27 protein-coding genes are annotated in these 22,695 nt (G+C 74.1%); 10 read left to right on the forward strand and 17 right to left on the reverse strand.

The features are described 5' to 3' along the window. Positions 1-3 precede the first annotated feature (3 nt). Complete coding sequence (locus OG553_RS35590; RefSeq protein ID WP_405983232.1) at positions 4-972, forward strand: helix-turn-helix transcriptional regulator; 969 nt, start codon at positions 4-6, stop codon at positions 970-972. A 10-nt stretch (positions 973-982) separates the two neighbouring features. On the opposite strand, the gene OG553_RS35595 is transcribed toward OG553_RS35590, so the two are convergent. From OG553_RS35595 to OG553_RS35610, 4 genes are all read right to left on the reverse strand, one after another. Then, on the reverse strand, positions 983-1,252 hold the full coding sequence (locus OG553_RS35595) for a hypothetical protein (RefSeq protein ID WP_331727860.1): 270 nt from the start codon (positions 1,250-1,252) through the stop codon (positions 983-985). Positions 1,253-1,270: 18 nt separating this feature from the next. Next, the gene (locus OG553_RS35600; protein ID WP_331727863.1) at positions 1,271-1,639 is read right to left on the reverse strand and encodes a metalloregulator ArsR/SmtB family transcription factor; all 369 of its coding nucleotides are present in this window, start codon (positions 1,637-1,639) and stop codon (positions 1,271-1,273) included. Beyond that, positions 1,636-2,082, reverse strand: a complete 447-nt coding sequence (locus OG553_RS35605) for an SRPBCC domain-containing protein (RefSeq protein WP_331727865.1) — start codon at positions 2,080-2,082, stop codon at positions 1,636-1,638. Before OG553_RS35605 ends, OG553_RS35600 begins: the two co-directional genes overlap by 4 nt. Before the next feature lie 69 nt (positions 2,083-2,151). Beyond that, positions 2,152-2,301 carry a hypothetical protein gene (locus OG553_RS35610; RefSeq protein WP_331728726.1) on the reverse strand — a complete coding sequence of 50 codons (150 nt, stop codon included), beginning with the start codon at positions 2,299-2,301 and terminating at the stop codon, positions 2,152-2,154. Positions 2,302-2,316: 15 nt separating this feature from the next. Between OG553_RS35610 and OG553_RS35615 the strand changes: the two genes are divergently transcribed. Beyond that, positions 2,317-2,508, forward strand: a complete 192-nt coding sequence (locus tag OG553_RS35615; RefSeq protein WP_405983259.1) for a response regulator transcription factor — start codon at positions 2,317-2,319, stop codon at positions 2,506-2,508. 128 nt (positions 2,509-2,636) lie between these two features. Here OG553_RS35615 and OG553_RS35620 read toward each other — a convergent pair whose 3' ends face one another. Further along, the gene (locus OG553_RS35620; RefSeq protein WP_331727867.1) at positions 2,637-3,170 is read right to left on the reverse strand and encodes a hypothetical protein; all 534 of its coding nucleotides are present in this window, start codon (positions 3,168-3,170) and stop codon (positions 2,637-2,639) included. A 190-nt stretch (positions 3,171-3,360) separates the two neighbouring features. Beyond that, a complete protein-coding gene (locus OG553_RS35625) occupies positions 3,361-3,888 on the reverse strand; it encodes a hypothetical protein (RefSeq protein WP_331727869.1) in 528 nt (175 codons plus the stop codon). 758 nt (positions 3,889-4,646) lie between these two features. On the opposite strand from OG553_RS35625, the gene OG553_RS35630 reads away from it, so the two are divergent. Continuing rightward, positions 4,647-5,054, forward strand: coding sequence for a hypothetical protein (locus OG553_RS35630; RefSeq protein ID WP_331727872.1), 408 nt, complete (start codon positions 4,647-4,649; stop codon positions 5,052-5,054). A gap of 324 nt (positions 5,055-5,378) precedes the next feature. Here the strand turns inward: OG553_RS35630 and OG553_RS35635 are convergent, their stop codons facing one another. Next, the gene (locus OG553_RS35635) at positions 5,379-6,038 is read right to left on the reverse strand and encodes an NAD(P)-binding domain-containing protein (RefSeq protein WP_331727876.1); all 660 of its coding nucleotides are present in this window, start codon (positions 6,036-6,038) and stop codon (positions 5,379-5,381) included. Between the two features lie 77 nt (positions 6,039-6,115). On the opposite strand from OG553_RS35635, the gene OG553_RS35640 reads away from it, so the two are divergent. Beyond that, complete coding sequence (locus OG553_RS35640; RefSeq protein WP_331727879.1) at positions 6,116-6,466, forward strand: helix-turn-helix domain-containing protein; 351 nt, start codon at positions 6,116-6,118, stop codon at positions 6,464-6,466. A 1-nt stretch (position 6,467) separates the two neighbouring features. On the opposite strand, the gene OG553_RS35645 is transcribed toward OG553_RS35640, so the two are convergent. The 3 genes from OG553_RS35645 to OG553_RS35655 form a co-directional block, all read right to left on the reverse strand. Continuing rightward, entirely contained in the window at positions 6,468-7,349 is an 882-nt protein-coding gene (locus tag OG553_RS35645) for an oxygenase MpaB family protein (protein WP_331727882.1), read from the reverse strand. 151 nt (positions 7,350-7,500) lie between these two features. Then, positions 7,501-7,848 carry a UBP-type zinc finger domain-containing protein gene (locus tag OG553_RS35650; RefSeq protein ID WP_331727884.1) on the reverse strand — a complete coding sequence of 116 codons (348 nt, stop codon included), beginning with the start codon at positions 7,846-7,848 and terminating at the stop codon, positions 7,501-7,503. Continuing rightward, complete coding sequence (locus OG553_RS35655; protein WP_331727888.1) at positions 7,845-8,297, reverse strand: SRPBCC family protein; 453 nt, start codon at positions 8,295-8,297, stop codon at positions 7,845-7,847. Before OG553_RS35655 ends, OG553_RS35650 begins: the two co-directional genes overlap by 4 nt. 113 nt (positions 8,298-8,410) lie before the next feature. Between OG553_RS35655 and OG553_RS35660 the strand changes: the two genes are divergently transcribed. Further along, positions 8,411-9,442 carry a MerR family transcriptional regulator gene (locus OG553_RS35660; RefSeq protein WP_331727891.1) on the forward strand — a complete coding sequence of 344 codons (1,032 nt, stop codon included), beginning with the start codon at positions 8,411-8,413 and terminating at the stop codon, positions 9,440-9,442. On the opposite strand, the gene OG553_RS35665 is transcribed toward OG553_RS35660, so the two are convergent. From OG553_RS35665 to OG553_RS35690, 6 genes are all read right to left on the reverse strand, one after another. Further along, positions 9,431-10,081: an alpha/beta fold hydrolase gene (locus OG553_RS35665; protein ID WP_331727894.1), complete on the reverse strand. Its 651-nt coding sequence runs from the start codon at positions 10,079-10,081 to the stop codon at positions 9,431-9,433. The two genes, OG553_RS35660 and OG553_RS35665, sit on opposite strands and share 12 nt — an antisense overlap. Further along, entirely contained in the window at positions 10,078-10,893 is an 816-nt protein-coding gene (locus OG553_RS35670) for a DUF1295 domain-containing protein (protein ID WP_405983233.1), read from the reverse strand. The genes OG553_RS35665 and OG553_RS35670 overlap by 4 nt, the downstream gene beginning before the upstream one ends. Then, positions 10,890-12,212 (reverse strand): class I SAM-dependent methyltransferase, encoded by a 1,323-nt coding sequence (locus tag OG553_RS35675; RefSeq protein WP_405983234.1) that lies wholly within the window; start codon positions 12,210-12,212, stop codon positions 10,890-10,892. The genes OG553_RS35670 and OG553_RS35675 overlap by 4 nt, the downstream gene beginning before the upstream one ends. Beyond that, complete coding sequence (locus OG553_RS35680) at positions 12,209-12,976, reverse strand: DUF1365 domain-containing protein (protein ID WP_405983235.1); 768 nt, start codon at positions 12,974-12,976, stop codon at positions 12,209-12,211. Before OG553_RS35680 ends, OG553_RS35675 begins: the two co-directional genes overlap by 4 nt. Continuing rightward, positions 12,973-14,232, reverse strand: a complete 1,260-nt coding sequence (locus tag OG553_RS35685; RefSeq protein ID WP_331727900.1) for an FAD-dependent oxidoreductase — start codon at positions 14,230-14,232, stop codon at positions 12,973-12,975. Before OG553_RS35685 ends, OG553_RS35680 begins: the two co-directional genes overlap by 4 nt. A 191-nt stretch (positions 14,233-14,423) precedes the next feature. Further along, positions 14,424-15,251, reverse strand: a complete 828-nt coding sequence (locus OG553_RS35690) for a dienelactone hydrolase family protein (protein ID WP_331727903.1) — start codon at positions 15,249-15,251, stop codon at positions 14,424-14,426. A 241-nt stretch (positions 15,252-15,492) separates the two neighbouring features. On the opposite strand from OG553_RS35690, the gene OG553_RS35695 reads away from it, so the two are divergent. The 3 genes from OG553_RS35695 (at position 15,493) to OG553_RS35705 (ending at position 20,213) form a co-directional block, all read left to right on the forward strand. Continuing rightward, complete coding sequence (locus OG553_RS35695) at positions 15,493-16,437, forward strand: helix-turn-helix domain-containing protein (protein ID WP_331728685.1); 945 nt, start codon at positions 15,493-15,495, stop codon at positions 16,435-16,437. A gap of 219 nt (positions 16,438-16,656) precedes the next feature. Further along, entirely contained in the window at positions 16,657-19,230 is a 2,574-nt protein-coding gene (locus OG553_RS35700; RefSeq protein WP_331728687.1) for a molybdopterin cofactor-binding domain-containing protein, read from the forward strand. Then, entirely contained in the window at positions 19,227-20,213 is a 987-nt protein-coding gene (locus tag OG553_RS35705) for an FAD binding domain-containing protein (protein ID WP_331727906.1), read from the forward strand. Before OG553_RS35700 ends, OG553_RS35705 begins: the two co-directional genes overlap by 4 nt. 114 nt (positions 20,214-20,327) lie before the next feature. Here the strand turns inward: OG553_RS35705 and OG553_RS35710 are convergent, their stop codons facing one another. Beyond that, positions 20,328-21,275 carry a YafY family protein gene (locus OG553_RS35710; RefSeq protein ID WP_331727910.1) on the reverse strand — a complete coding sequence of 316 codons (948 nt, stop codon included), beginning with the start codon at positions 21,273-21,275 and terminating at the stop codon, positions 20,328-20,330. Between the two features lie 102 nt (positions 21,276-21,377). On the opposite strand from OG553_RS35710, the gene OG553_RS35715 reads away from it, so the two are divergent. Further along, positions 21,378-21,989 carry a TIGR03086 family metal-binding protein gene (locus tag OG553_RS35715; protein WP_331727913.1) on the forward strand — a complete coding sequence of 204 codons (612 nt, stop codon included), beginning with the start codon at positions 21,378-21,380 and terminating at the stop codon, positions 21,987-21,989. A gap of 49 nt (positions 21,990-22,038) precedes the next feature. Beyond that, positions 22,039-22,692: a hypothetical protein gene (locus OG553_RS35720; protein WP_331727916.1), complete on the forward strand. Its 654-nt coding sequence runs from the start codon at positions 22,039-22,041 to the stop codon at positions 22,690-22,692. The last annotated feature ends 3 nt before the right edge of the window (positions 22,693-22,695 follow it).

A 22,695-nucleotide genomic window follows, 5' to 3' on the forward strand; every position in this document is an offset into this window, starting at 1 on the left:
GTGATGCCCGACGACACCGACTCCGTGAACGGTCCCACCAGCGGTCCCACCAGCGTTTCCGCAGCCGACGAGGCCCAGCGGCGCTCCGAGCTGGGCGCCTTCCTCAGGCTGCGCCGGGAGCGCACCGCCCCGGAGGAAGCGGGTATTTCGCACGGCACGAGGCGGCGCACGCCCGGCCTGCGCCGCGAGGAGGTCGCCCAGCTCTCGGGCATCGGGGTCGCCTGGTACACGTGGCTGGAGCAGGGGCGCCGTATCAACCCCAGCGTCCAGGTCCTCGACGCGATCGGCCGGACGCTGCGGCTCGACCGGACCGAGCAGGACCATCTCTACCGGCTCGCGAACATTCCCAGCGTGCCCCCCGACGAGTCGGCGCGGCAGCCCCAGGCGCCGGAGCACCAGACCATCCTCGATGCCCTGGCCCCGCTTCCGGCGTGCATCGTGACCGCCCGCTACGACGTGCTCGCCTTCAACGACGCGTACGCGGCCCTCGATCCGGGGCTGGTACTGCTGCCGGCGGCGGACCGCAATGTGCTGTGGCATCTGTTCACCTGCGAGGAGCATCTGCAGCCGCTCGTCGAGTGGGAGCGCGAAGTCTCCCTCATGGTGGCCCAGTTGCGGGTCGAGGCGGGCCGCCGGCTGGGCGACCCGTACTGGACCGGGTTCATCCGGCGGTTCTCCGAGGCGAACGGACGCTTCGCCGAGATGTGGGCCAGGCACGACGTCGCCTCGGGCGTCACGCGGCGCAAGTCGTTCCGGACCGTCGACGGGGACGAGATCAGCGTGACCGCGAGCGGCTTCGCGATGGCCTCCGCCCCTGACATCAAAATGTGGATCTACACACCCGGCGATGCAAGGTCGCAGCGGCTGCTCGATCAGCTCGTCGGCCGCTACCAGCGGCTGGGCCCTGCCGAGCTGCTGAGGCAGGGTGCCCGCACCGGCCGGGGTGGTCGGCATCCCGCCACCGCTCAATGACCGGCGCTGTTCAAGGGCCCGCGTCCGGGGCTGCGGCCGCGTCCGTCCCGTGGGCATCCCGTTCCTCGACGGGAAGTTCGATGCCGTGTTCGAGCAGGGCCTTCACCGCGCACAGGGAGCGCAGCTCGGCCCCGGCCACCACGGGTCCCCTGCTCTTGCCGTACCAGAACCGGGACGTGGCCGCCGGATCGGCAAAGGCCCGGAACGCCTCCGCCGCGGGCCTGCGCACCACCATGCAGGCATGTGCGGCGGGAGCGTGTGTCAGGCGCCGGTTCTCCATGGACGTGATCGTGCTCCTCTACGAGGTCCGGTCGGCTCGCGATTCCCGCTCCGCCGCCTCGGCGATGCGCTTGACGTGTGCCAGGCGCCGGTCCCAGTCGGCGGCGAGCGAGGCCATCCACCGCGCCGTCGCATCGAGCGCCGTCGGCCGCACCGTGTAGCGCACCTCGCGCCCGACGCGGCCGCCGCTCACCAGCCCGGCGGCGTCCAGGACGGCGAGGTGCTTGACCACGGCCTGGCGCGAGACGGGAAGGTGCTGGGCGAGCACCGTCGCGGTGGCCGCGCCCTGCGCGGCGAGCACTTCGAGCAGCCGGCGTCGCGTCGGGTCGGCCAGGGCGGCGAGAACGGTGTCGACCGCCTCCACCGCGCCGCGGGGTTCGTCGGTCACGCGGCGGGCTGCTCGGCGCGCGCCTTGAGTGCGTCGAGCTCCTGCCGCCAGCCGCCGGTGTTGTCCTCGACCGCCTTGCCGCGCAGTTCCTCGGACCCGGCCAGCGCCGCGAACCCGCTCTCGGTCACGCGCAGCCTCGTCCTGCCGCCTTCGGGCGTGAGGGTGAACTCCACGAGGGTGCTGTTGCCCTCGCGCAGTTCTTCGCCGGGGAACGCGCTGGCCCAGCGGTAGGCCAGATAGGTCGGCGGTTCGACCTTCTCCACACGCACCGGGAAGTCGCCGTACTCCGGGTTCTTCGCCACCATCTCCTCGCCTTCCCTGGCCACCGTGCCGGGCAGGCTCGCCTTGTCCGCCACCCAGAAACCGGGCTCGGCCACCAGCGACCAGACCCTCTCCGGGGATGCCTCGATCAGGGTTTCGCGTTCGATCCGGTCCTCGCTCATGGGGGACTCCTCTCATCACCGTCATTTGACGCAACTCCAGGGTTGCACGTCAGGACGCTGGCCGCAACCTCAGGGTTGCACCTCGCTGGGCCGGGGGTCGGCCGGCCAGAGGCTGTCGGGGAAGGCGGCGTCGTCGGAGTCGGTGTCGGTGGTGCCGGGCAGCGGGGCGTTGATCCGGATCCCCTTGGGGCCGTAGGCGAGCGCCGCGGACTTCACCACGCTCCGGTCGCGGGCATCACCCCGCGCGAGCGGGAGGTCCTCGGGCTGCCGGGCGTGGGCCCGTCCAACGAGGAGATCGCCGACCGGCTGCACCTGGGGGTCACCACGGTGAAGACGCACGCGGCCGGCCTGATGGCGAAGACGGGCCGGGACAACCGCATCCGTCTCGCCGTCCTCGCCGTCCTCGCCGGCATCACCTCGGACTGACCGGCCCGCCCTGAGGTCGCGGGTGTACCGCATCGCCACCAGCGTCTGCCTGGACGCTGCTGCCTCGGGCAAGCGGCGGGCGCTTGGGCAGCGGGGTCGTCACCGACGCCCGGTTGGCAGACGTGCCGTCACCGCCGGCGAGCGTCGCCGGAGTCCCGACTGAAGTCGCGGAATCTGCTGACCCGGCAGATCTGCCCGTCCGACCAGCCTTCCCGGCCGTCGGTCCGGTCCGTCACCGTGATCCCGACCGCGGTCTCCCGCACGCGGAACCGGACGATCCCCGCTGCCAGGTCACTGTCCCACTCGACGTACGGGTCGAGCGCGCGTCCTGCCGCCTCGATACCGGCCCGCACCGGCGCGAACACGGCGGGTCCTGACACCACCCCGTAGGCCGCCGAGATGCGCGGCGGAACCTCAGAGGGGGTGAGTCCGGGCCGGTCCACGCGGATGACGAATCCGAAAGGCCGCCAGGTTCCGTCCTCCTCGCCGCGCAGGTGGTGCACCTCGATCAGCCCGTAGTCCTGCACCAGCCCCATGGCCGTCTCACCCACCCACAGCGGCGCGCCGCCCAGACGTACCTGCCACTCCTGCGGGGAGAGCTCCGCGTCGACGCCCGGAACGCCACCGGTCGTAGCCACATCGATCAGGAACTCGTTGATCACCGCCCCACCCTCCCTTCCTCCGGGGAAACCCAGGTGCCGGGCGTCAACCGTGAGCGCGGCCGGCTCGGTCCGGACGATGTCCGCGGGCGGGTGCAGCGCGGACGCCCGCCTGGGCAGGGCGTCAGAGGACTCGAAACGGGAAAGTCGGTCACGGGGCTGTGGTGGTCGCTGTCTGCCTGCGGAAGATGCCCTACGCCCGGCGGCCCTTGGGCCGGCCGACCCGGGTCTCCAGCAGCACGCCCATCAGCTCTGCCTCGCCGGCCCCGGCGAGCAGCCGCTTGGGCACGATCACCAGTCCGGCCTTCCAGCCGAGGCGGCCTGTCACGACGTACACCCGCTCCGTCTCGTAGGAGCGGTGCATGCTGCGCCACGGCACCCTCATGAGTTCGTCATCGCCGCGGAGGATGACGAAGCCGACGGCGTCGATGGTTGCCTGCTTCTCTCCCTTGGCCTGGTCGGCACGGAACGCCCGGCTGGTGAGCAGCGGGGGCAGGAACAGGCCGAGCACCCCGTAGACCACGGCAAGGGTCAGCAGGCCTCCGTTGACCGGGCCGCCATCGGGCAGGGGCCTCAGGCTCAAGGCCGCCATCAGCACGGCAGCCACCCCGATGAGCCACCGGATGCGCCGGAACATCCCGGTGGCCGCAACCGCCTCGTCGAACTCCTCCCGCGTCAGGGTCCCGCTGAAGGTGATGGTTGCCCGTCGTATGTCGTCCACGAGCGCGGATCCTACCGCCGCGCCCGCAGCGAAGAGGCCGGATCTCCGCCGCCGTCTCCGGGCTCACCAGCACCGCGTCCCGGACGTCGCGGTGAACGGGTGCTCGGCGTCGGTCCCCAGACGCAGTGCGCCTGACCGCCGGCCATGAGGTTCGGGAACTCCTTCTCCTCCCACGTGTTGCCGTCGCGGACGCAGGTGCCCTTGAAGAAACCGACTCCCGGAGGCCTCGTCTCGGCGATCTCCCGGGACGCGGCCATGGTCGTGCGGGAGGCGGGTTCAAGCGTTTCGATACGGTCATCCTGGCGGTGCCGGGCGGGCCGACCGAGCCCCCGCCGCTGCCGGAACACCTCCGCGCCCTGTCCGTCCGCACCGAAGGCCGGCGCCGGTTCCGTGCTCGGGGCAGCGGGACGTGAGGGCGGCGTCGCCGCCCGCGTGCCGGGCGCGACCTGACGCGGCAGCGCGCCTCACCACCCTTGCCGTGCAAGGCGGTTGAAAGGATGATCGGCCCCTTGCCGCAGGGATCTTCGGCGCCCGGCACGAGACCGCACCACGTCGGACGGCGCATACGGCTACGACGACATCGCGGCCGAGGACGCCGAGAACCGGCAGAACAAGAAGGCGATCCTCTCCTCCATCGGCGGAGTCGTGATCCTCGGCGCCCTCGGCTTCGCCTTACGCGCCGGGGCCGAGGACCTGCGGTACGCCGGCGAACGGCGCAGGGCGGACGCCCGGCACCGGGCCCTCGCCGCCCAGGACGAGTGGGACCGGCCGGCGGACCCCGGCCGGTTCGAGGACCGCTCGCAGGAGCTTGCGGGCGGGGCCGGGTCGAGCTGTACACCCACGCGCTGTGCTACAAGCCCGGCACGGGCTCCCCGTCCCGTTCCGCCTCCGGCGAGAAATGGGCGCGGTGGGAACGGGTCACCGGGGTCGAGGACGACCGGACCCGTCTGCAGCGCTCCGACGTCAACGACTACACCCTCTGGATCCAGGTGGAGGGGAACGTCGAGCCCCTGACGATCGACGGCTTCACCGGCGACCAGGAGTTCGTCTCGAAGGTCGCCCGGATCGCCGTGGAAGCGGCGAAGCCGAAGGTGTACGCGGCACTGAACGACACGGGCGCGTTCCACCTGGCCCCCCCCCCACCACGGACCTCAGCGAGTTCCTGAGCCCGGGCGGCGGCAGCCTGAGCCCGCAGCCCGAACTGCTGCTGACCGCGTTCGGCATCGTCCGGGTGGAGGCGGGCGGGAACCGCCTCGTCCCCTGGGCCCAGATCACCGGTATCAGCAAGCGGAAGCAGAGCATGGGCCACCCCCTCGCGATCATCACCCGCCGCGGCGCCGATCCGGTTCACTTCGCCCTCGCCACCACCGCGCACCTCGCCGCGTTCGCACTCGCTCAGGACCTGTGGAATCGCGCACGGAACGCATGAGACGGGTACTTCGAGCCGGAAGGCGCGCCGCGGGTCGTACGACCGGCGAACCCTGGACGCCTCACGCCCTCTCGGCTCGTGGACCCGTTGCATGGGCCAGCGGCGGCGCGATCGCCCGTACGTCCGCCCGCTCCGCCACCCACAGCCCGATGAACAGCGCGGCGGTCGCCTCCAGCAGTCCTGCGCGGTCCAGCCCGCCCGCGGCCACCGGCTCGCAGCCCATGTCCCGCACCAACGTGCGTGCCAGCGCGAGTGCCGCTTCATCGTCCCCGCACATCGGAACGGACAGGGGCTGACCGTCGAAGACCGGCGGGGTCATCCGCCACACGCTCTCGTGGCAGAGGTTGAACGCCTTGACGACGTGCGCGCCCGGTGCCGCCGCAGCCAGCCGGAGCGCCGCCGAGGGGCCGCCTTCCGTCAGCAGCCGGAAGCCGGGCCCGACCGGATTGCCGCAGTCGAGCAGAGCCTTCCCCTCCAGCGTCGGCCGGAGCTCCCCGACGACGTCCGCTCCCGCGCCGTACGGCAGCGCGGCCAGCACCGCCTCGCCGAAGCCGGCTGCCGCCGGCAGGCTCCCGTGCCCCGCACCGCCTCCGATGCGCGTCGCGAGCCGCTGGGCCTGCTGTTCGTCGCGGCCCCCGACGAACACCTCGTGCCCGGCTCGCACCCACTGCGTGGCCAGTGCGTCCGCCATGTTTCCCGTTCCCAGCACACCGATCTTCATCGATACGCCCCCTCTCCGTATCCGCTCCAACCGCTTTCGGGACGACACTAGGGAACCCGTCAGGCACCATTTGGTACGTGACGACCGACGCCCACCTCGCCGACTGCCGCGCCCGCCTCGCCTTCGACCTCCTCTCCAACACCTGGAACGCCGTGCTGATCTGGGCCCTGCGGGAGGGTCCCAGGCGCCCCGGCGAATTGCGCGAGCGCATCGGCGGCATCAGCCCGAAGGTCCTCACCGAGACGCTGCGGCGGCTGGAGTCCAACGGGCTGGTGACACGGAACGCCCATGCGGAAGCGCCGCCCCGGGTCGAGTACGAACTCACCGCTTTGGGGCGGACGTTGCTCGGCCCGATCGACGCATTCGGTGCGTGGGCCTTCGAGCACGGCGATGAGGTGATGGCCGCCCAGGAACGGATGGGCAGGTGAGTCAGCCGCCCGTGACCCCGGAAGGCAGGGGCGGCGTCGCCCACCGGATGACCGCGGTCACGGCGCGGCCGCCCTGCTTCGCCAGGGGCGTCAGCAGGCGTGTCGTGAGCGGCAGGTCGAGTTGGGCTCGGGCCCACCCGGGCAGCAGGTCCGACGCCGCGGCCGCCAGGAGCGCGTAGGGGATGCGCAGGGGGCGCGGCAGCGGAGGACGCGACAGCAGGTAGCGGGCGGTCGCGCGCGACTCGGCGGTCGGCCCGAGTTCCGTACGGAACGCCTCCAGGCGGGCGGCCAGCGCCTCTCGGTCCTCCGGAGGGTCTTCGACACCCAGCTGCCGCCCGACGTAGGCCATGTCCGCCACGTAGCCGTCCTGTCCCGCGCGGTCCAGGGGCCGGCGGCCGTACAGCTGGTAGGCGCGCAGGAAGCACTCCGTTTCGGCGGTGTGGACCCAGGCCAGCAGATGCGGATCACTGGCCCGGTACGCCGTGCCGTCGGTGGTGGCACCGGCGATCCGCTCGTGGACACCCCGTACCCGGAGCACCGCCCGCTCGGCGTCCTGGTCCGTGCCGAAGGTGGTGACGGCCAGGAAGGCGCTGGTGCGCTGGAGGCGGCCCCAGGGATCCCCCCTGAACCCGGAGTGGGCCCAGACGGCCGTCATCGCGACGGGGTGCAGCGACTGCATCAGCAGGGCGGCGAGGCCGCCGACGTACATGGAGGCGTCCGCGTGCACGGTCCGTATCGGGCGGCCGGGGCGGAACCAGCGCGGGCCGGGAGTCGCATGGATGCGGGTACGGCGCCGGCGCGCCTGCGGCCCGGCGATCCGGAGCAGCAGTTGCTCTCCGGCCCGGGATTGGAGCCCGCGGATGACGGCCTGTGGCCACGGCATGGGCCCAGCATCCCTCCCTTCGGGCTCGCGTGCGGGCAGCAGGGCGAAAACCGGCCGCCCGGGCGGCGGGTGCCGGGCCGCGGGCTACCAGCCGGCGAGGCGGACGACGAAGAAGGCGGCCACCCTATCGCCGCAGCCGGCCTCCTCAGCGTCAGCCCGATGCGTTCGAGCGGCCTGTCCCGGTGCGGACCAGGAAGACTTCGTCGGTGTAGCACCAGGCCCAGTCCTCGTCGGGGGCCAGCGAGAAGACCACCGGGTGTCCGGTCCGGGCGTGGTGGTCGTGGGCGTGACGTCCTCGGGAGCTGTCGCAGCATCCGACGTGCCCGCACGTGGTGCACCATCGCAGCCGGCTCCAGGTCCAGCCGCGGGCGCGGCAGGGGGCGCACACGCGGAGGACGGGTTCCGGCGCTGCGGGCAGGGCCGCCAGATGCGAGCAGGTACGCCCTTCGGGGCGCCCTCCGTCGGGTGCGACCGTCCAGGAGGAGCCGTCGGGTGTCACCGGAGGCCCGCTCCGCCGCAGTGAGCCGTGACACGGGGCACCTCGGCGGCGACGGCGTCGGCGAGCCGGGCGACTTCCCTGCGGAGGAACGGGGCCGCCAGGCGGGCGATGCCCTTGAACGCGAAGGTCGCGGCGTAGGTCAGTCGTGTCGACTCGGCGGACGCCGGCGTGAAGCTGAGGTCGTCCGTGACGAGGACCGTGCCGTTCTCGCCGGTGAACACGAGGTGGTCGGCCCGTCGGACGTCGAGCCGGTACTCCAGTTCGCTGGTGCGCCCGCGGAAGCGCGAGAGGTTGCGCCAGCGCGCGCCCGGCTCCACGGGTCCCCGGTCCAGGCGGATGCAGGAGACGGTCGCGGGATCCCACTCCTGTGTGCGGGCGAAGTCCGCGAAGTAGCCGACCGCGTCCTCGATCGGGCGGGGAACGAGCATCGTGCGCGTCACGTGGATCATGTCGTCTCCTCGGCAGGCAGTGGCGTTCCTGCCAGGTCTTCCGCCGTGGGCGGCCTCCCGGATGCGGCTGCGGTCGCCCGACTCGCAGCGATTGTGCGTCGTACCATGGAGGCATGTCCGGAACGGGTCTCGGTGTCACGACGGGCGCGGTGGCACGGCGTCTGGGGGTCTCGCCCACGACGGTGCGTTCCTGGGAGCAGCGGTACGGCATCGGGCCGGCTGTCCGGGAGGGCGGGAGGCACCGGCGCTGGATGCCCGGCGACATCGCGATGCTCGAGGAGATGTGCCGGCTCACCTCTTCCGGTATCCCGCCGGCCGAGGCAGCCCGCGCGGCGTTGGCCGTGCGCGGCCGGCCCGCTCCGGATGTCCGCGCGGGTTCTTCGCCGCCCGTGGCGGAGGAAGGTGTCGGGCCGCCGCCGGGCGGACGCGGGCGGAGCCGTCCGGGTGGTCCGGGTGGTGGGCTGCCGCTGGGTGAGGTGCGTCAGGAGTGCCGCGGGCTGGCGCGTGCCGCGGTCCGGCTCGACGGTCCGGCCATGGAGGCCCTGCTGCGGCAGACGATGGAGGCCCACGGTCTGGTGGTCGCGTGGGAGGAGGTGATGGTGCCGACCCTGCACGCGGTGGGCCGCAAGTGGGAGTCCACGGACGACCGCTACGTCGAGGTGGAGCACTTGCTGTCGTGGTACGTGTCGACCGTGCTGCGGCGGGCGGCCGTCAGTGATCGCGGGGTGCCGGCCCGCGCGGCGCCGGTGGTGCTGGCCTGTCTTCCCGGTGAGCAGCACACGCTGCCCCTGGAGGCGCTGGCCGCGGGCCTGGCCGAGCGGGGGGTGCCGACCCGGATGTTCGGTGCGGCCGTGCCGGCGGAGGCCCTGCGGGCGGCCGTGGCCCGGTCGGGGCCGAGGGCCGTGGTGCTGTGGTCGCAGTCCCGCTCCACGGCGGACGGCGTGCTGGCCCGGCAGGTGGCGTCGACGGCGTTCGGCCTCAAGGGGGCGAGGACCGCTCCCCTGGTGCTCCTGGCCGGTCCGGGCTGGTCCGTACGGGCCGCCGTCGGCGGTATGCGGCGTCCGCGCGGGCTGCGGGAGGCCTTGGACGCGGTTTCCGCCCTCTACCGGGACGCGCGCGCCGAGGCGGTTCCCTCATCGCGGTGAGAGGAGGCGTTCCACGATCTCGGAGGTGTGCCGGTGCCAGGAGCGGCTGCCGCGCAGCATGGTGTGGCCGCCCGCCTCCATGCGGACGGCGACGGCAGAGGCGCCGGCGGCTCGTGCCCGGCGTACGAAGTCCCAGGACTGCCGGGCGGAGGTGACCCGGTCCCGCTCGTCGTGCAGCACGTACACCTCGCGGCCCGCGAGATGGCCGACGGGTTCCTCCGGCGGGCACCAGGGGGCCAGGGCGATCACTCCTCGTACGCAGGGGTGGCCGGCGGCCCGCAGGGCGGCGCGGCCGCCCATGGAATGGCCGATGAGGACGACGGGGATGTCGCCGTGGTGTGCGTGGAGCCGGTCGAGCGCGGCGACGGCGTCCCGGGCGGGGTCGGCGCGCGGGCCGTTCCACCCCCGGCGGCGGTAGCGGAGGGTGGTGATGAGGACGTCACGTCCGCTCAGGGCCCGTGCGAGAGCGGCGGAGAGGAAGCGCATGCGCCAGGCGGGCGGGTTCAGCAGCGGTGGGGGCCGCAGGTCCTCGGCGCGTCCGCCGTGCAGCAGGAGCACCGCGGCGGAGGGGGCCCGGGGTGAGGAGCCGGGAGGCGGGCGTGGGGACCGGGTGGCCCGGAGGAAGGTCGCGGTCTTCATCGTGGCCGGTCCCCGGAGCGTGGCGGCCGGGGGAAGAAGCCGCTGGTGCGGGCCAGGTACGCGGCGTAGCCGGGGCGGCCGGCCATGTGGGCCTCCAGCAGGCGCTTGCCGCTGCCCTTGATCAGCAGGGCGCTCATCAGGAGCGGGGAGACGACGGTGGCCAGGGCGGTCTGCCAGGTGGCGCAGGCCGTCAGGTACAGGCCCCACCAGACGAGGAAGTCGCCGAAGTAGTTGGGGTGCCGGGTCCAGGACCACAGGCCGCGGTCCATGATGCGGCCCTTGTTCGCCGGGTCGGTCTTGAACCGGGCGAGCTGGTGGTCCCCGACGGCCTCGAAGAACAGGCCGACGGCCCACAGGGCGAGCCCCAGTACGGCCGCGGCGTCCGGGGACCGGGGCAGCAGCACGGCCACCTGGACGGGGAGGGAGACGAGCCAGACCAGGGATCCCTGGAGGAGGTAGATGGTGCGGAGGGCGTAGAGGGCCCTGCTGCCGGGTGCCCGCGCGAGCATGCGCTCGTACCGGGGGTCTTCTCCGTGGCCGCGTCCGCGCCGGGCGATGTGCACCGCGAGGCGCAGCCCCCACACGACGGTGGCGAGGGCCACCACGGTCCTTCGCGCGGGGTCGCCGTGGCCGGCCGAGAGGAACCAGGCGACCACGGCGACGGCGGCGAAGGCCAGCCCCCAGGCGCTGTCGACGATCCGGTGCACCCCCTTGGCCGTGGCCGCGGCGAAGGTGAGCAGCATGACGGCGAGCGCCGTACCCGCCGATGCGGCGAGGACGGTGGCGAGGGCTCCGGTGTCGATGGTGCTCACGTGCCCGGTCCGTTCGCGTCGTGCGCCGTGTCCCGGCCGGTGAGGACGAGCTGGCGCACGTCGAGGTAGCGGGAGCGGAAGCCGGCCTCGGAGTAGGCGAGGTAGAGCTCCCACATCCGCAGGAAGGCGCGGTCGAAGCCGAGGGCGGACACGGCGGCGGACCGGTGCAGGAACCGCTCGCGCCACAGCCGCAGCGTTTGCGCGTAGTGGTCGCCGTAACCGGTGTCGTGGACGACGGACAGCCCGGCGGCCGCGCTCTGTCGGGCGACGGCCTCCCTGGAGGGGATGAGTCCGCCGGGGAAGACGTACTTGCTGATCCAGGTGTGGGTGCGTGCCGTGTGCAGCATCCGGTCGTGGGGCATGGTGATGGCCTGGAGCACGGCACGGCCGCCGGGGGCCAGCAGCCGGTGCAGTGCGCTGAAGTAGGCGGGCCAGTAGGCGGCTCCCACGGCTTCGATCATCTCGACGCTGACGACGGCGTCGTACCTGCCTTCGACGCGGCGGTAGTCGCACAGCTCGACGGTGACCCGGTCGGCGACCCCGGCGTCCGCGATCCGGGTGAGGGCGAGGTCGCGCTGTTCCCGGGACAGGGTGATGGTGCGTACGCGGGCGCCGCGCCGGGCGGCCCGGACGGCGAGTTCGCCCCAGCCCGTACCGATCTCCAGGAGGCTGGTGCCCGGTCCGGTCCCGGCGAGGTCGAGGAGCCGGTCGATCTTGCGGTGCTGTGCCGCGGTCAGGTCCTCGGCGCCGGCCGGGAGCGAGGTGAAGACGGCCGAGGAGTAGGTGAGGGTGGGGTCGAGGAAGGTGGCGAAGAGGTCGTTGGAGAGGTCGTAGTGCCGGTGGACGTTGCGGCGGGCCCCGTCGACGGTGTTCAGGTCCGCGACGGGCCTGCGGCGGACCCAGAGGCTGCGCAACTGGCGCAGGGCCTGCGGTACGAGGTCGTCCACGTGCCGGGCCAGGACGGTCAGGAGCCCGGCGAGGTCGTCGCTGTCCCATTCGCCGGCCGTGTAGGACTCGCCGAAGCCGATCAGGCCGTCGGCGCCGATCCGCCGGTAGAACGCCTCGGGATCGTGCAGGGTCAGGGTCGGCAGGCCGTCCCGTGTTCCGTCGGGCTGCCGGGGGATCCGCGTCCCGGCGCCGGCGGTCCGCACCCGCAACGGCAGGCGGCCGAAGGCGCGTCGCACGATCCGGCGGGCGAGCGCGGTGCGCAGGGGCGAGGCGTGCGGCAGGCGGGCCACGTCGGGCCACAGGCCGGCGTCGACCAGGTGGCGGCCGGTGCGGGTGCCGCCCTGGGGGGCAGGGGGGAGGGCGAGGGTCACAGCGCGTCTTCCTGGACGGGACGGGCCGGGCGGGTGGGCCGCGGCTGGACGGGCAGGCCTTTGAGGTAGAGGCGGATTCCGTGCCGGCGGATGCCGAGCGACACTCCGGCGGTCGGCCACGGGTTGCGCAGCAGGGCCGCGAGCAGTGCGCGGGTCCCGGCGGGGCGGTGCGTTCCGCGGACGGTGGCGGTCAAGGGGCGTGAGCCGTCGGGGTGGCGGAGCTGGACGGTCAGGTCGAGGCGGTCACCGGGCAGGGGCAGCCTCATCCGGTAGCCGCCCTCGACGCCGAAGAACGGGGAGACGTAGAAGTCCTTGGCCACCTCGGCACGGCCGCGGTCGTCGGGGCGCAGGAGGTAGCAGTGCCGCCCGCCGTAGGTGTTGTGGACCTCCGCGACGACGCAGACGAGGCCGCCGGAGCGGTCGTGGCACCAGTACAGGGTCAGGGGGTTGAAGACGTGTCCCAGCACGCGGGCGTGCGCCAGCATGAGGACCCGGCCGTCGGCGCCGTGGACGCCCTGGGCGGCGAGGTGGGCGTCGAGGCCGGCGCGCAGGGTGGGGGCACGGCCGGAGAAGTGGTCGCGGGCGTCGAAGCGGGCGAACGGGCGCAGGGCGCGGGGCAGGACGGGAAGGTCGTCCACGTCGACCAGCCACATGTACGTCCGGTGCGCGACGGCGTACCGGAAGGGCTGGGAGCGGGTGTGCCGCACCTCGGTCGCGTACAGGGCCGGCACGTGTGGAGCGGGGCCGGAGGGGGCGCCGGTCACCAGGTCACTCCGAGGGATGCGGCGGCCCGGGCGCCGGAGCGGCAGCCGTCCTCGTGGAATCCCCATCCGTGGTAGGCGCCCGCGTAGGCGGTGACGCCGTCGTCGAGGGTGGGCAGCAGGCGTTGCGCCGCGACCGACTCGGCCGTGTAGACCGGGTGTTCGTAGGTCATGCGGGCCAGGACGGTGCTCTCGTCGATCCGGTCGCCGGGGTTGAGGGTGACGATGTGCGGCGCGTGGCCGGCGGGTAGCCGGTGGAGCCGGTTCATGTCGTAGCTGACCTGCACCGTTCCCGGGCGGGCGGAGCAGGAGGGCAGCCAGTAGTTCCATGCCGCCCGTGCGTGGCCGCTCCGGGGCAGGAGCGAGGTGTCGCGGTGCAGCACGGTCGGATTGCGGGAGTAGGTGAAGGCGCCGAGGACGCGTCGTTCCTGCTCGGTGGGGTCGGCGAGGAGTCGCAGTGCCTGGTCGGGGTGGACGGCGATGACGACGGCGGCGTGTTCGGCCGTCTCGCCGTCGTCCGTGACGAGGCGTACGCGGCCGGCGCCGCGCACGACCTTGCGGACCGGTGTGGAGGTCAGGACGCGGGCCGGGGCCTTGGCGGCCCGCTCGACGTAGGCCTTGGATCCTCCGGTGACGGTCTTCCAGCGCGGGGATCCGGTGACCGAGAGCAGTCCGTGGTGGTCGAGGAAGCGGAAGAGGTAGGCGGCCGGGTACCGCAGTGCGGTGGCCGGTGCGCAGGACCACACGGCGGCGACCAGGGGGATGGCGAAGTGGCTGACGAAGTAGGGCGGGAAACGGTTCTCGTGCAGGAAGCCGGCCAGGGTGCGGGCCGTGTCGCCGTCGGCGAGCAGCCGTCGTGCGGCGCGGTGGAACCGGGGGACGTCGGCGAGCATCAGCAGGTGGCGGCCGCGCAGCAGGTTCCCGCCGCCCAGAAGTCCGTACGGGCCGCGGGCGCCCGCGTATTCGAGGCGGCAGCCGTCGCACCGGACCGACATGCTCATCTCGGAGTCCTGCGTGGCCACGCCCAGTTCGCGGAAGAGCCGCAGGAGGTGGGGGTAGGTCCGTTCGTTGTGGACGATGAAGCCGGTGTCGACGGCGACCGTTCCCCCGCCGGCGGCCGGCAGCTCATGGGTGTGCGCGTGGCCCCCGAGGCGTCCGTCCGCCTCGTAGAGGACCACGTCGTGCGCGCGGGACAGGATGTGCGCGGCCGTGAGCCCGGCCACCCCCGACCCCACCACCGCGATGCTCTTGCGGTCCATCGCTCCACCCCGTGCTGTCTGGGGGCCCGGGGGACGCTGCCGCCGGCCCCGTGGTCCCGGTTCTCGTCTGTCGTCTCGTCCGTCGTCGGTCTGTCGTCTCGCCCGTCGATTCGGTGCGGCGCCCCTGCCGGATGGGCGGGTTTTCAGCCGGGACGCGATGCAGTCAAGGGTCACCGGGTCCCACTGGCCGATCAACTTGCAGCGATTCCGCGTCGAATAGGGTGCAGGCGGTCGGTGAGGAAGGTGAGGATCTCGTCGCGTGCCCGGACCGTGGGGTGGCCCGCCTCGTCGACGAGGTGGGCGGTGACGACGCTGTGCGGGGTGCCGACCAGGTCGGCGAAGAAGGGCGGCGGCGCCGGGTTGGCGGCGGTGTCCGGGAGGACGCGGCCGTCGAAGGCCTCGCCCAGCAGGGCCCGGTAGGCGGCGAAGCGCTGCCCCGTGCACCAGCGGTCGCCCTCGAAGCGGTAGGCGAGGACGGTGAGCCCGTCGCGGTCGAGGCGGTCGCGCACCGCTCGGGCGTCCGCCGGGTCGAGTTCGATTCCGCCGGGGTCGTCGAGCGGCAGCGACGGGTGGTTGACCACCGGGGCGATCACGGCGGGCTCCAGGGCCATGGTGAGGGCGAAGTTCCCCGTGAAGCACAGCCCGATCGCCCCCACGCCCGGCCCGCCGCACTCCGAGTGGGCCTGGCGCGCCAGGCCGCGCAGCCAGAGCGTCACCGGGCTGGTGCCGCCCCCGGCGAAGGCGCGGAACTCCGCGCTGACGCATGCGCGGCGGACGACCTCCCGGCCGCCGTCGACGGTGGGGAAGGCGCCGTCCGTCCCGAAGAGGGAGGGCACGTGGACGGTGAAACCCGCGTCCCGCACCCACCGCGCGAGCCGCAGGACGTCGGGGCTGATGCCCGGCATCTCGGGCAGCACCACGACCGCGGGACCGGTCCCGGCCACGTACACGGTCTTCGCCACCCCCTCCACGGCCATGGTCCGGCGGGTGAAGTCGGTGAGGGCGTCGTCTTGGGTCATGGGGTCAGCCTGACGCGGAACCGGCCGCCGGGTGAGGGGCGGGATCGCCGGGGCCGGAGGCGATCTCGCCATATCCTGTGCGGAGGCGGGACGGGGTGCGGGGCGGCAGGGGGTACGGGTGAGGGCGGAGGACGGGCAGCCGGCGGCGGGCGGCGACGGGCCGGGGGAACTGCGGGTCGGGGTCCTGGCGTACCCGGGCTGCTTCGCGTCCGAAGTGTTCGGCGTGCCGGACCTGTTGACGATGGCCGGGCACGTCGCCGGGCCGGAGGCGCCCGGCTGCCGGGTGTCGGTCGTCTCGCCCCGCCGCCGGGTCACGGCTTCGGGCGGCGCGAGCCTGGAGGTGCGGCCCCTGCGCGAGGTCGACGTCCTCGTGGTCCCCGGCTTCGAGCTGCGTCCGGGCACGGACCTCGACGCCCTGCTCGGCCGCCTCGCCCCGGAGACCGCGGCGATCCGGGCGCAGGCCGCGGCCGGCACCGCCGTCGTCTCCCTGTGCGTCGGCGCGTTCCTGCTCGCCGAGGCGGGCCTCCTCGACCGGCGCCGGGCCACCACCTCGTGGCTGCACGCCGGGGAACTGGCCCGGCGCTGTCCCGGAGCGGAAGTGCAGCCCCGGCAGCTGGTCGTCACCGACGGGGGCGTGACGACCACGGCCGCCTTCAGCGCGATGTACGACTTCGCCCTGGACCTGATCCGCCGGCACCACGGCGCCCGGGTGGCCCGGGCCACCGCCCGTGTCGCGCTCCTCGACGACGCGCGGGCCTCCCAGGCCCCGTACGTCGATCCCCGGCTCCTGCCCCAGCCCGGCCGGGAGTTCTCCCAGCGGGTCATGCGGCGTCTCGACCAGAACCTCGCCGAGCGTTACGACCTCGCCGCCCTCGCGGAAGCCTTCCAGGTCAGCACCCGTACGCTGCTGCGCCGCTTCGCCGGGGAGACCGGGCACAGCCCGCTGGTCCATCTCCAGGGCGCCCGGGTCCGCCGGGCCCGCCATCTGCTGGAGTCCACCGACCGCACCGTCGCCGCGGTCGCGGCGGCCGTCGGATACCAGGACCCCGGCACCTTCGCCGCGCTCTTCGCCCGCCACACCGGCCGGCGCCCGAGCGCCTACCGGGCCGCGTTCCGCCGGGGGCCCGAGCCCGTCGGGTCCGCAGGTGCAAGGCCGGACGGGCCCACCGCTTCCGACCGCGGGTGAGGTAGCCGGGGAGAGCGGGCCCGCATGCCGTCCGCTGGTGAAGGCGCGGCTCGGGGATCCGGTCGGCGGGGAGGTCGGTGCCGCCGGGGGGGGGAAGGGGGCCGGAGCGCTGGGCCGTCGGCCGCGCCGAACTGCGGCGGAAGCGCATGCGGGATATCAAGGAGCGTGAGGGTGCGCGTGATAGCCGGTGGTCGCGCCCATGGCCGAGGAGTGCGTCCCGTGGAGTTCGAGGTCAACGGTGCCCGGCGCGTGGTGGACGTGGACGACGACCCGGCCGCCGTGGAGGTGGTGCGCGACCGGCTCGGATTGACCGGCACCAAGCTGGTCTGCGGGGGCGGGGTGTGCGGGGCGTGCACGATCCAGGTCGACGGTGATCCCCGGGTGTCCTGCGTGACGCCGGCCGTCCTGCTGGCCGGTCGCCGGGTGACGACGGTGGAGGGCCTGTCCGGCCACCCGGTGGCCCGTGCCTTCGCGGCCGGGGACGCCCTCCAGTGCGGCTACTGCACCCCGGGGTTCGTGGTCGAGGCAGCGGCGTTCTTCGAACGGTGGCGGGCCGCGAACGGACGCGTCCGCCCGGGGCGGGAGCGGATCTCCGAGGCGCTGGCGGGCCACCTGTGCCGGTGCGGCGCGTACGAGGCGATCATCGGCGCGGTGGCCGCGGCCTGTGCGGGCGACTACGACACGGCGCCGGCCGCCGGGCGGGAGCCCGCGCTCCCGCGCGTCGAGGCACCGGAGAAGGTCGACGGGTCGGCCCGCTACACGACGGACCAGCGCCCCGAGGGACTGCTGCAGGGGATGATCATCCGGTCTCCGCACGCGCACGCGCACGTACGCTCCCTGGAGGCCGGGGACGTGCCGGTGGTGCCGCTGCTGCCTCCCGACGGCGTCGTGCGCTACGTCGGCCAGCCGGTGGCGGCGGTCGCGGCGCCGGACCGGGCCGGCGTACTGGCGGCGGCCGCGCGGGTGCGGGTGGACTACGAAGTGCTGCCCGCGGCGCTGGACGCCCGGCAGGCCCGGGCGGGTGAGGGGCCGCTCGTCTACGAGGACAAGGCCGCGCGCGGCCGGGCGCCCGGATCGGGTGAGACTCCCCAGCTCGTGCCCGCGCGCTGGCGCGGGAACCTGCGGGGCCCGTCCGCCATGAGCAGGCGTCCCGCCACCGCCGTGCGCCGCATCCTGGAAGCCCGTACCCGCAGCCCCGAACGGCTGGTGGAGGGCGTGTTCACGACCGCCGCGCAGACGCACACCCCGCTGGAACCGCACGCCTGCCTGGCCCGGTGGGTGGACGGGACCCTCCATCTGGAGGTGTCCACGCAGTCGGTGAAGGAGGTCGCCGTGCTCGCCGCCGAGCGGTTCGGCGTACCCGCCGACCGGGTGGTGGCGAAGGCCGTCCACGTGGGCGGTGGCTTCGGCTGCAAGATGGGGCTGACCGCCGATGTCGTCGCGGCCGTCGAGCTGGCCCGGCTGCACGACGCACCCGTCCGGGTGGTGCTGGACCGGGACGAGGAGCTGGTCGACGGCGGGTACCGGCCCGGCACCCGGATCCGGCTGGCGATGGCCGCGGACGCCGGCGGCGGGCTGAGCGCGCTGGCCGTGGACGTCGACACCGACGGCGGGATCGCGGTCGGCGGCACCGTCGCCGCCCTGGCCCGGTTCGTGTACGGCAGGGCCCCGCGCCGGCTGCGCGACTTCGACACGGTCACCCACCGGCCGCCGGGCGCCCCCTTCCGCGGCCCGGGCGGGCCCACGATGTGCTGGGCCCTGGAACAGGCCGTCGACGAGATGGCCCACCGCCTCGGCGAGGACCCGATCGCCCTGCGGCGCCGCTGGGACGGCAATCCCAAGCGGCACGCCCTGTACGACTGGGCCGCCGCCCTGCCCGTCTGGTCGTCGGGGCCGCGCGGCGGCACCGGGCGGTTCCGCCGGGGGGTCGGCGTCGCGGCGGCCAACTGGCTCTACTTCCTCGACCCCGCCACCGAGGTCGAGCTCACCGTCGAGGACGGGGTCGTCGTCGCCCGCTGCGCGGTGCAGGACATGGGCACGGGATCGCGGACCGTGCTGCACCGGGCCGTCGCCGAGGGCCTCGGCGTTCCGGAGGCCCGGGTGCGCGCGGAGGTCGGCCACAGCGCCGCCGTGCACGGTCCGACCTCCGGCGGCAGCCGTACGACGCCCTCCGTCGTGCCCGCCGCCGCGGACGCCGCCCGGCGGCTGCGCGAGGCCCTCGGCGGCGGTGACGTCACCGCCCGGCTGGACGCGGCGCACGGCCTGCGGGTGACGGGCCGCCGCACCCGCGACCGCCGGGGCTTCGTCACCCCGTTCGGCCTCACCATGGGCAGCGTGGCGATCGGACGGGGATTCACCGGATCGGTGCAGGTCGCCGAGGTGGAGGTGGACACGCGTCTCGGCCGGATCCGTCCGCTGCGGGTGTGGAGCGGCATCGCCGCGGGGCGCATCCACGAAGAGCGGCTGGCCCGCAGCCAGTGCGAGGGCGCCGTCGTCCAGGGCATCGGATACGCCCTGTACGAGGAGCGCCGCACCGACCCGGCCACCGGCCGGGTGCTGACGGAGAACCTGGAGGACTACCGCATCCCCGGCATCGGCGACACCCCCGAGATCACCGTCCATTTCCATCAGGAGGGCTTCGGCCACGTCCCCGGCGGCGGTGTCGGCCTCGGCGAGATCGCGACCCTGCCGACGGCGGCGTGCCTGGCCAACGCGGTCCACGACGCGACCGGCAGGCGCCCGTACGACATGCCCATCCGGCCCGACCGGATCCTGGAAGGACCGGCCGCATGAGCGACGAGCCCGGCTCCGAGTCCGCCCTGTCCGACCTTTCGGCCGCCGTCCTGGCCCGCGGCGGGGAGCTGCGCGCCGGCGGGACCGACACCACCGCCCGGCAGCGCACCGGCATCTCCCCCGGCCCCTTCACCGATCTCGGCGGTGCCGGGCAGCTGCGGGGCATCACCGCGCTGCCCGGGGGCGGGCTGCGGATCGGCGCCCTGACCACCCTGGCCGCGCTGGCCGCCGACCCGCGCGTGCGCGACGGCTGGCCGGCGCTGGCGCCGGCGGCCGGGACCGCGGCCACCCCGCAGATCCGGGCCGCCGGGACCCTCGGCGGCAACCTCCTCCAGCGCAACCGCTGCTGGTACTACCGCAATCCGCACGTCGGCTGCTTCCAGAAGGGCGGGACGGAATGCCCCGCCCGCCGGGGCGACCACCTGTTCGGGGTGGTGTGCGGCGACGGCCCCTGCGTCACCCCGCACCCGTCGACCCTGGCGGTGGCCCTGCTCACCTACGACGCGCAGGCCGAGGTCCACGGCGAATCCCCGCGCGACGTGGCCGCGCTGTACGGGGACGGCGACCGCCTCTTCCGCACCGACCACCTGCTCGGCCCGGGGCAGATCCTCACGGCGGTGCGCCTGCCCGCCCCGTGGCCCGGCGAACGCCCCGGCTACCACCGGTCCATCAGCCGGGCCCACGCCGAGTGGCCCCTGGTCGAGGCCTCGGTACGGCTGGTGCTCGACGGCGCCACCGTCACGCACGCCGCCGTCGCGGCGGGCGGGGTGGCGCGCGTACCGCTGCGGCTGCCGGAGGTGGAGGCCTCCCTGATCGGCCGGGACGCCCGCCCCGAGGTCCTCGCCGCGGCCGCCGCGACGGTGCTCGCCCGGTGCAGGCCCCTGCCGCAGACCGGGTACAAGGCCGCGTTGTTCCGGGACACGGTCCTGGAAGCACTGGAACGGGCCGCCGCGGGCGGGGGCCGGGGCGCGGGGGCGGGCTGACCACCGGGGGCGTGCCCGCGTGGGTCCCGCGTGGGTCCCGCGTGCGTGCCCACGTGCGTGCCCGCGTGCGTGCCCGCGTGCGTGCCCGCGTGCGTGCCCGCGTGGGGCGTGCGGTCAGTCCTCCGCGTACATCCCCGTCAGTTCGGCACCCGTCCGGGCCAGCCACTGCCGTACCTCCGGCGGCTCCAGCACCTCGACCCGCGCTCCCAGCCCGGCCAGATGCCCCGCCAGGGCCTTCGCGGCCGGGCCGTCGACCCACACCTCGGTCCAGCCGTCGGGCAGGGTCCCGCCGACGCGCACGCGGCCGCCGAGGAACCGTTGCAGCAGGGCCAGCGCGTCCGGGCGGACGCGGGCACGGGCGGTCACCGCGTGCATGCCGTCCTGGAAGGCCCCGGACAGCTCCCGCCATGCCGTGGCGAGGTCGAAGTCGGGCGGCCGTACGACCGGTTCGCCGGTCGGCTCGACGGAGGTGACCCGGCTGAGCCGGAAGGTGCGGGGGCCCTTGTCGGTACCGGCGACGAGGTAGTCCACCCCGGCCTTGGCCACGAGTCCGAGGGGGTCCACCGTACGTTCGCCGGGCGGTTTGCCGACGCCCGCGTAACCGAGGCGGACGCGGTTCCCGTCCACGACGGCGTCCTGGAGCGCGGAGCGGTGGGCGGCGTCGGCGGTGACGGCGTTGCGGGACCAGTCCGTGGCGTCGACGACCCCTGCGCGGGTCGCGGCCTGGGCCTGCTCCCTCAGGGGCGGCGGCAGGGCCCGGACCAGTTTGCGCAGGGTGGTGCGCAGTTCGGGGGTGGCCGACAGCGGGCCGGTGACGAGGAACAGGGCCCGGATCTCGTCGGCGGTCAGGCCGGTGAGGTTCGTACGGGCCCCGCCGACGAGGGACCAGCCGCCGCCGCGTCCGCGCTGGGAGTAGACCGGGATGCCGGACGCGGCCAGGGCCTCCAGGTCCCGGCGCGCGGTGCGCTCGGACACCTCCAGTTCGGCGGCCACTTCGGGGACGGTGACGCGGCCTCGCTCCTGGAGGAAGAGCAGGGTCGCCACCAGCCGGTCGGCTCTCACGTGTCCGGTTCCTCCTGCGCGGGCGTCCTCGTCGTCGGTCGCTTTCCATTGTCTTCGGAAAACTGGCCAGAAGGTGGCCACTTCTGCTTCCAGGATGAACGCATGAACACGAACACGAACACGAACAAGACCGAGCAGCTCTCCTCCTTCGATCCGCGGGACGACCTCGCCGCCGCCGTCGAACTGGCCGGCCGTACGCTGGCCGCCGTCCGGCCCGGGCAGTACGACGCCCCGACCCCTTGCGAGGAGTTCGACGTACGGCGGCTGTCGAGCCACCTGGTCGCCGTCGTCCGGCGGATCTCGGTGATCGGGCGTGGCGAGGACCCGTTCAGCGTCCCGTCCTTCGCCGACGAGGTCGCCGACGGCGGATGGGCGGCGGCCTGGGAGCCGGGCGCCCGCGAGGTCGCGGAGGTGTGGGCGGATCCGGGCGTCCTCGGCCGGCAGCTGCGCCTGCCGATGGGAGTCCTGCCGGGCGCGGCCGCCGCGGCGGTCTACACCCACGAACTCACCGTGCACACCTGGGACCTGGCGAAGGCGACCGGTCAGGACCCGGACTGGGACGCGGCCCTCATCGAGCGGGTGATCGACGTCGTCCGCCGCGCGCTGCCGGCCGAACCCCGCGGCGGGCGGATCCCCTTCGCCGAGGTGGTGGCCGTGGAGCCCGGGGCGCGGGCCATCGACCGTCTGGTGGCGTGGACGGGGCGCACGCCCTGAGGGTGCGCGTGGACGCCGGGTTGTCAGTGCCCTTTGGCAGCATGGACCCATGAGCAAGGTAGTGAACTACAGCATGGCGAACCCCGGCGAGATCACGCGCTTCGTGCCCGCCCTGGACCTCAGCGCCGACGAAACAGAACGCCTGGACACCATGCGCGCCAGTGCGAAGGCCCATCAGGACAGCCTCGACCGCCAGGGCGTGGACTGGGGGCTGTCGGTCCCCGACGCCCTGGAAGAGCTCTTCTCCGGCCGTGCCGACTCCGCCGCCGATTACGCCGGCTGCGCCTACTACACCGCCCTCCAGATCGTCATCGACCACAACGGCAGCGACGGCTCGACCCTGGCGAGCTACCGGAGCCCCGTCACCTACTTCTCCGCCCTGGACGACGCCCTCAGCTCGGTGGGCGTACCGGCCGACCTGCTGCCCTACCAGTACCTGTTCAGCGGCCCGCCCTCGCAGATCGGATTCCGCATACCTTCTCCCCTGGAGGGTTCACCGGAGATCGGGTGCTGGCCCCTGGCGAAGGCCGTCCCCGCGGTGGAGGCCTACCGCGCGGTGCTGGACCGCGTCGACACCGATTTCCGGTACGACCTCGCGGAGCTCATCGAGGCACTCGACAGCTGGGCCTCGGAGTGGAAGGAGGGCGAGGGCGCCTGGTGGTGGGCCGAGGACGGCTTGATCGTCTTCTCGATCACCGGCTGACCT

The organism is Streptomyces sp. NBC_00158, assembly GCF_045160885.1.
In the GTDB taxonomy this organism is placed as follows: domain Bacteria; phylum Actinomycetota; class Actinomycetes; order Streptomycetales; family Streptomycetaceae; genus Streptomyces.

What these genes read in the sequence shown, in the direction of transcription:
- OG553_RS35590 (WP_405983232.1), top strand. Translation starts at nt 4, where the DNA reads ATGCCCGACGACACCGACTCCGTGAACGGTCCCACCAGCGGTCCCACC.
- OG553_RS35705 (WP_331727906.1), top strand. Translation starts at nt 19,227, where the DNA reads ATGAGCGACGAGCCCGGCTCCGAGTCCGCCCTGTCCGACCTTTCGGCC.
- OG553_RS35665 (WP_331727894.1), bottom strand. Translation starts at nt 10,081, where the DNA reads ATGAAGACCGCGACCTTCCTCCGGGCCACCCGGTCCCCACGCCCGCCT.
- OG553_RS35720 (WP_331727916.1), top strand. Translation starts at nt 22,039, where the DNA reads ATGAGCAAGGTAGTGAACTACAGCATGGCGAACCCCGGCGAGATCACG.
- OG553_RS35690 (WP_331727903.1), bottom strand. Translation starts at nt 15,251, where the DNA reads ATGACCCAAGACGACGCCCTCACCGACTTCACCCGCCGGACCATGGCC.
- OG553_RS35645 (WP_331727882.1), bottom strand. Translation starts at nt 7,349, where the DNA reads ATGCCGTGGCCACAGGCCGTCATCCGCGGGCTCCAATCCCGGGCCGGA.
- OG553_RS35655 (WP_331727888.1), bottom strand. Translation starts at nt 8,297, where the DNA reads ATGATCCACGTGACGCGCACGATGCTCGTTCCCCGCCCGATCGAGGAC.
- OG553_RS35695 (WP_331728685.1), top strand. Translation starts at nt 15,493, where the DNA reads ATGGCCGGGCACGTCGCCGGGCCGGAGGCGCCCGGCTGCCGGGTGTCG.
- OG553_RS35685 (WP_331727900.1), bottom strand. Translation starts at nt 14,232, where the DNA reads ATGGACCGCAAGAGCATCGCGGTGGTGGGGTCGGGGGTGGCCGGGCTC.
- OG553_RS35660 (WP_331727891.1), top strand. Translation starts at nt 8,411, where the DNA reads ATGTCCGGAACGGGTCTCGGTGTCACGACGGGCGCGGTGGCACGGCGT.
- OG553_RS35605 (WP_331727865.1), bottom strand. Translation starts at nt 2,082, where the DNA reads ATGAGCGAGGACCGGATCGAACGCGAAACCCTGATCGAGGCATCCCCG.
- OG553_RS35715 (WP_331727913.1), top strand. Translation starts at nt 21,378, where the DNA reads ATGAACACGAACACGAACACGAACAAGACCGAGCAGCTCTCCTCCTTC.
- OG553_RS35595 (WP_331727860.1), bottom strand. Translation starts at nt 1,252, where the DNA reads ATGGAGAACCGGCGCCTGACACACGCTCCCGCCGCACATGCCTGCATG.
- OG553_RS35635 (WP_331727876.1), bottom strand. Translation starts at nt 6,038, where the DNA reads ATGAAGATCGGTGTGCTGGGAACGGGAAACATGGCGGACGCACTGGCC.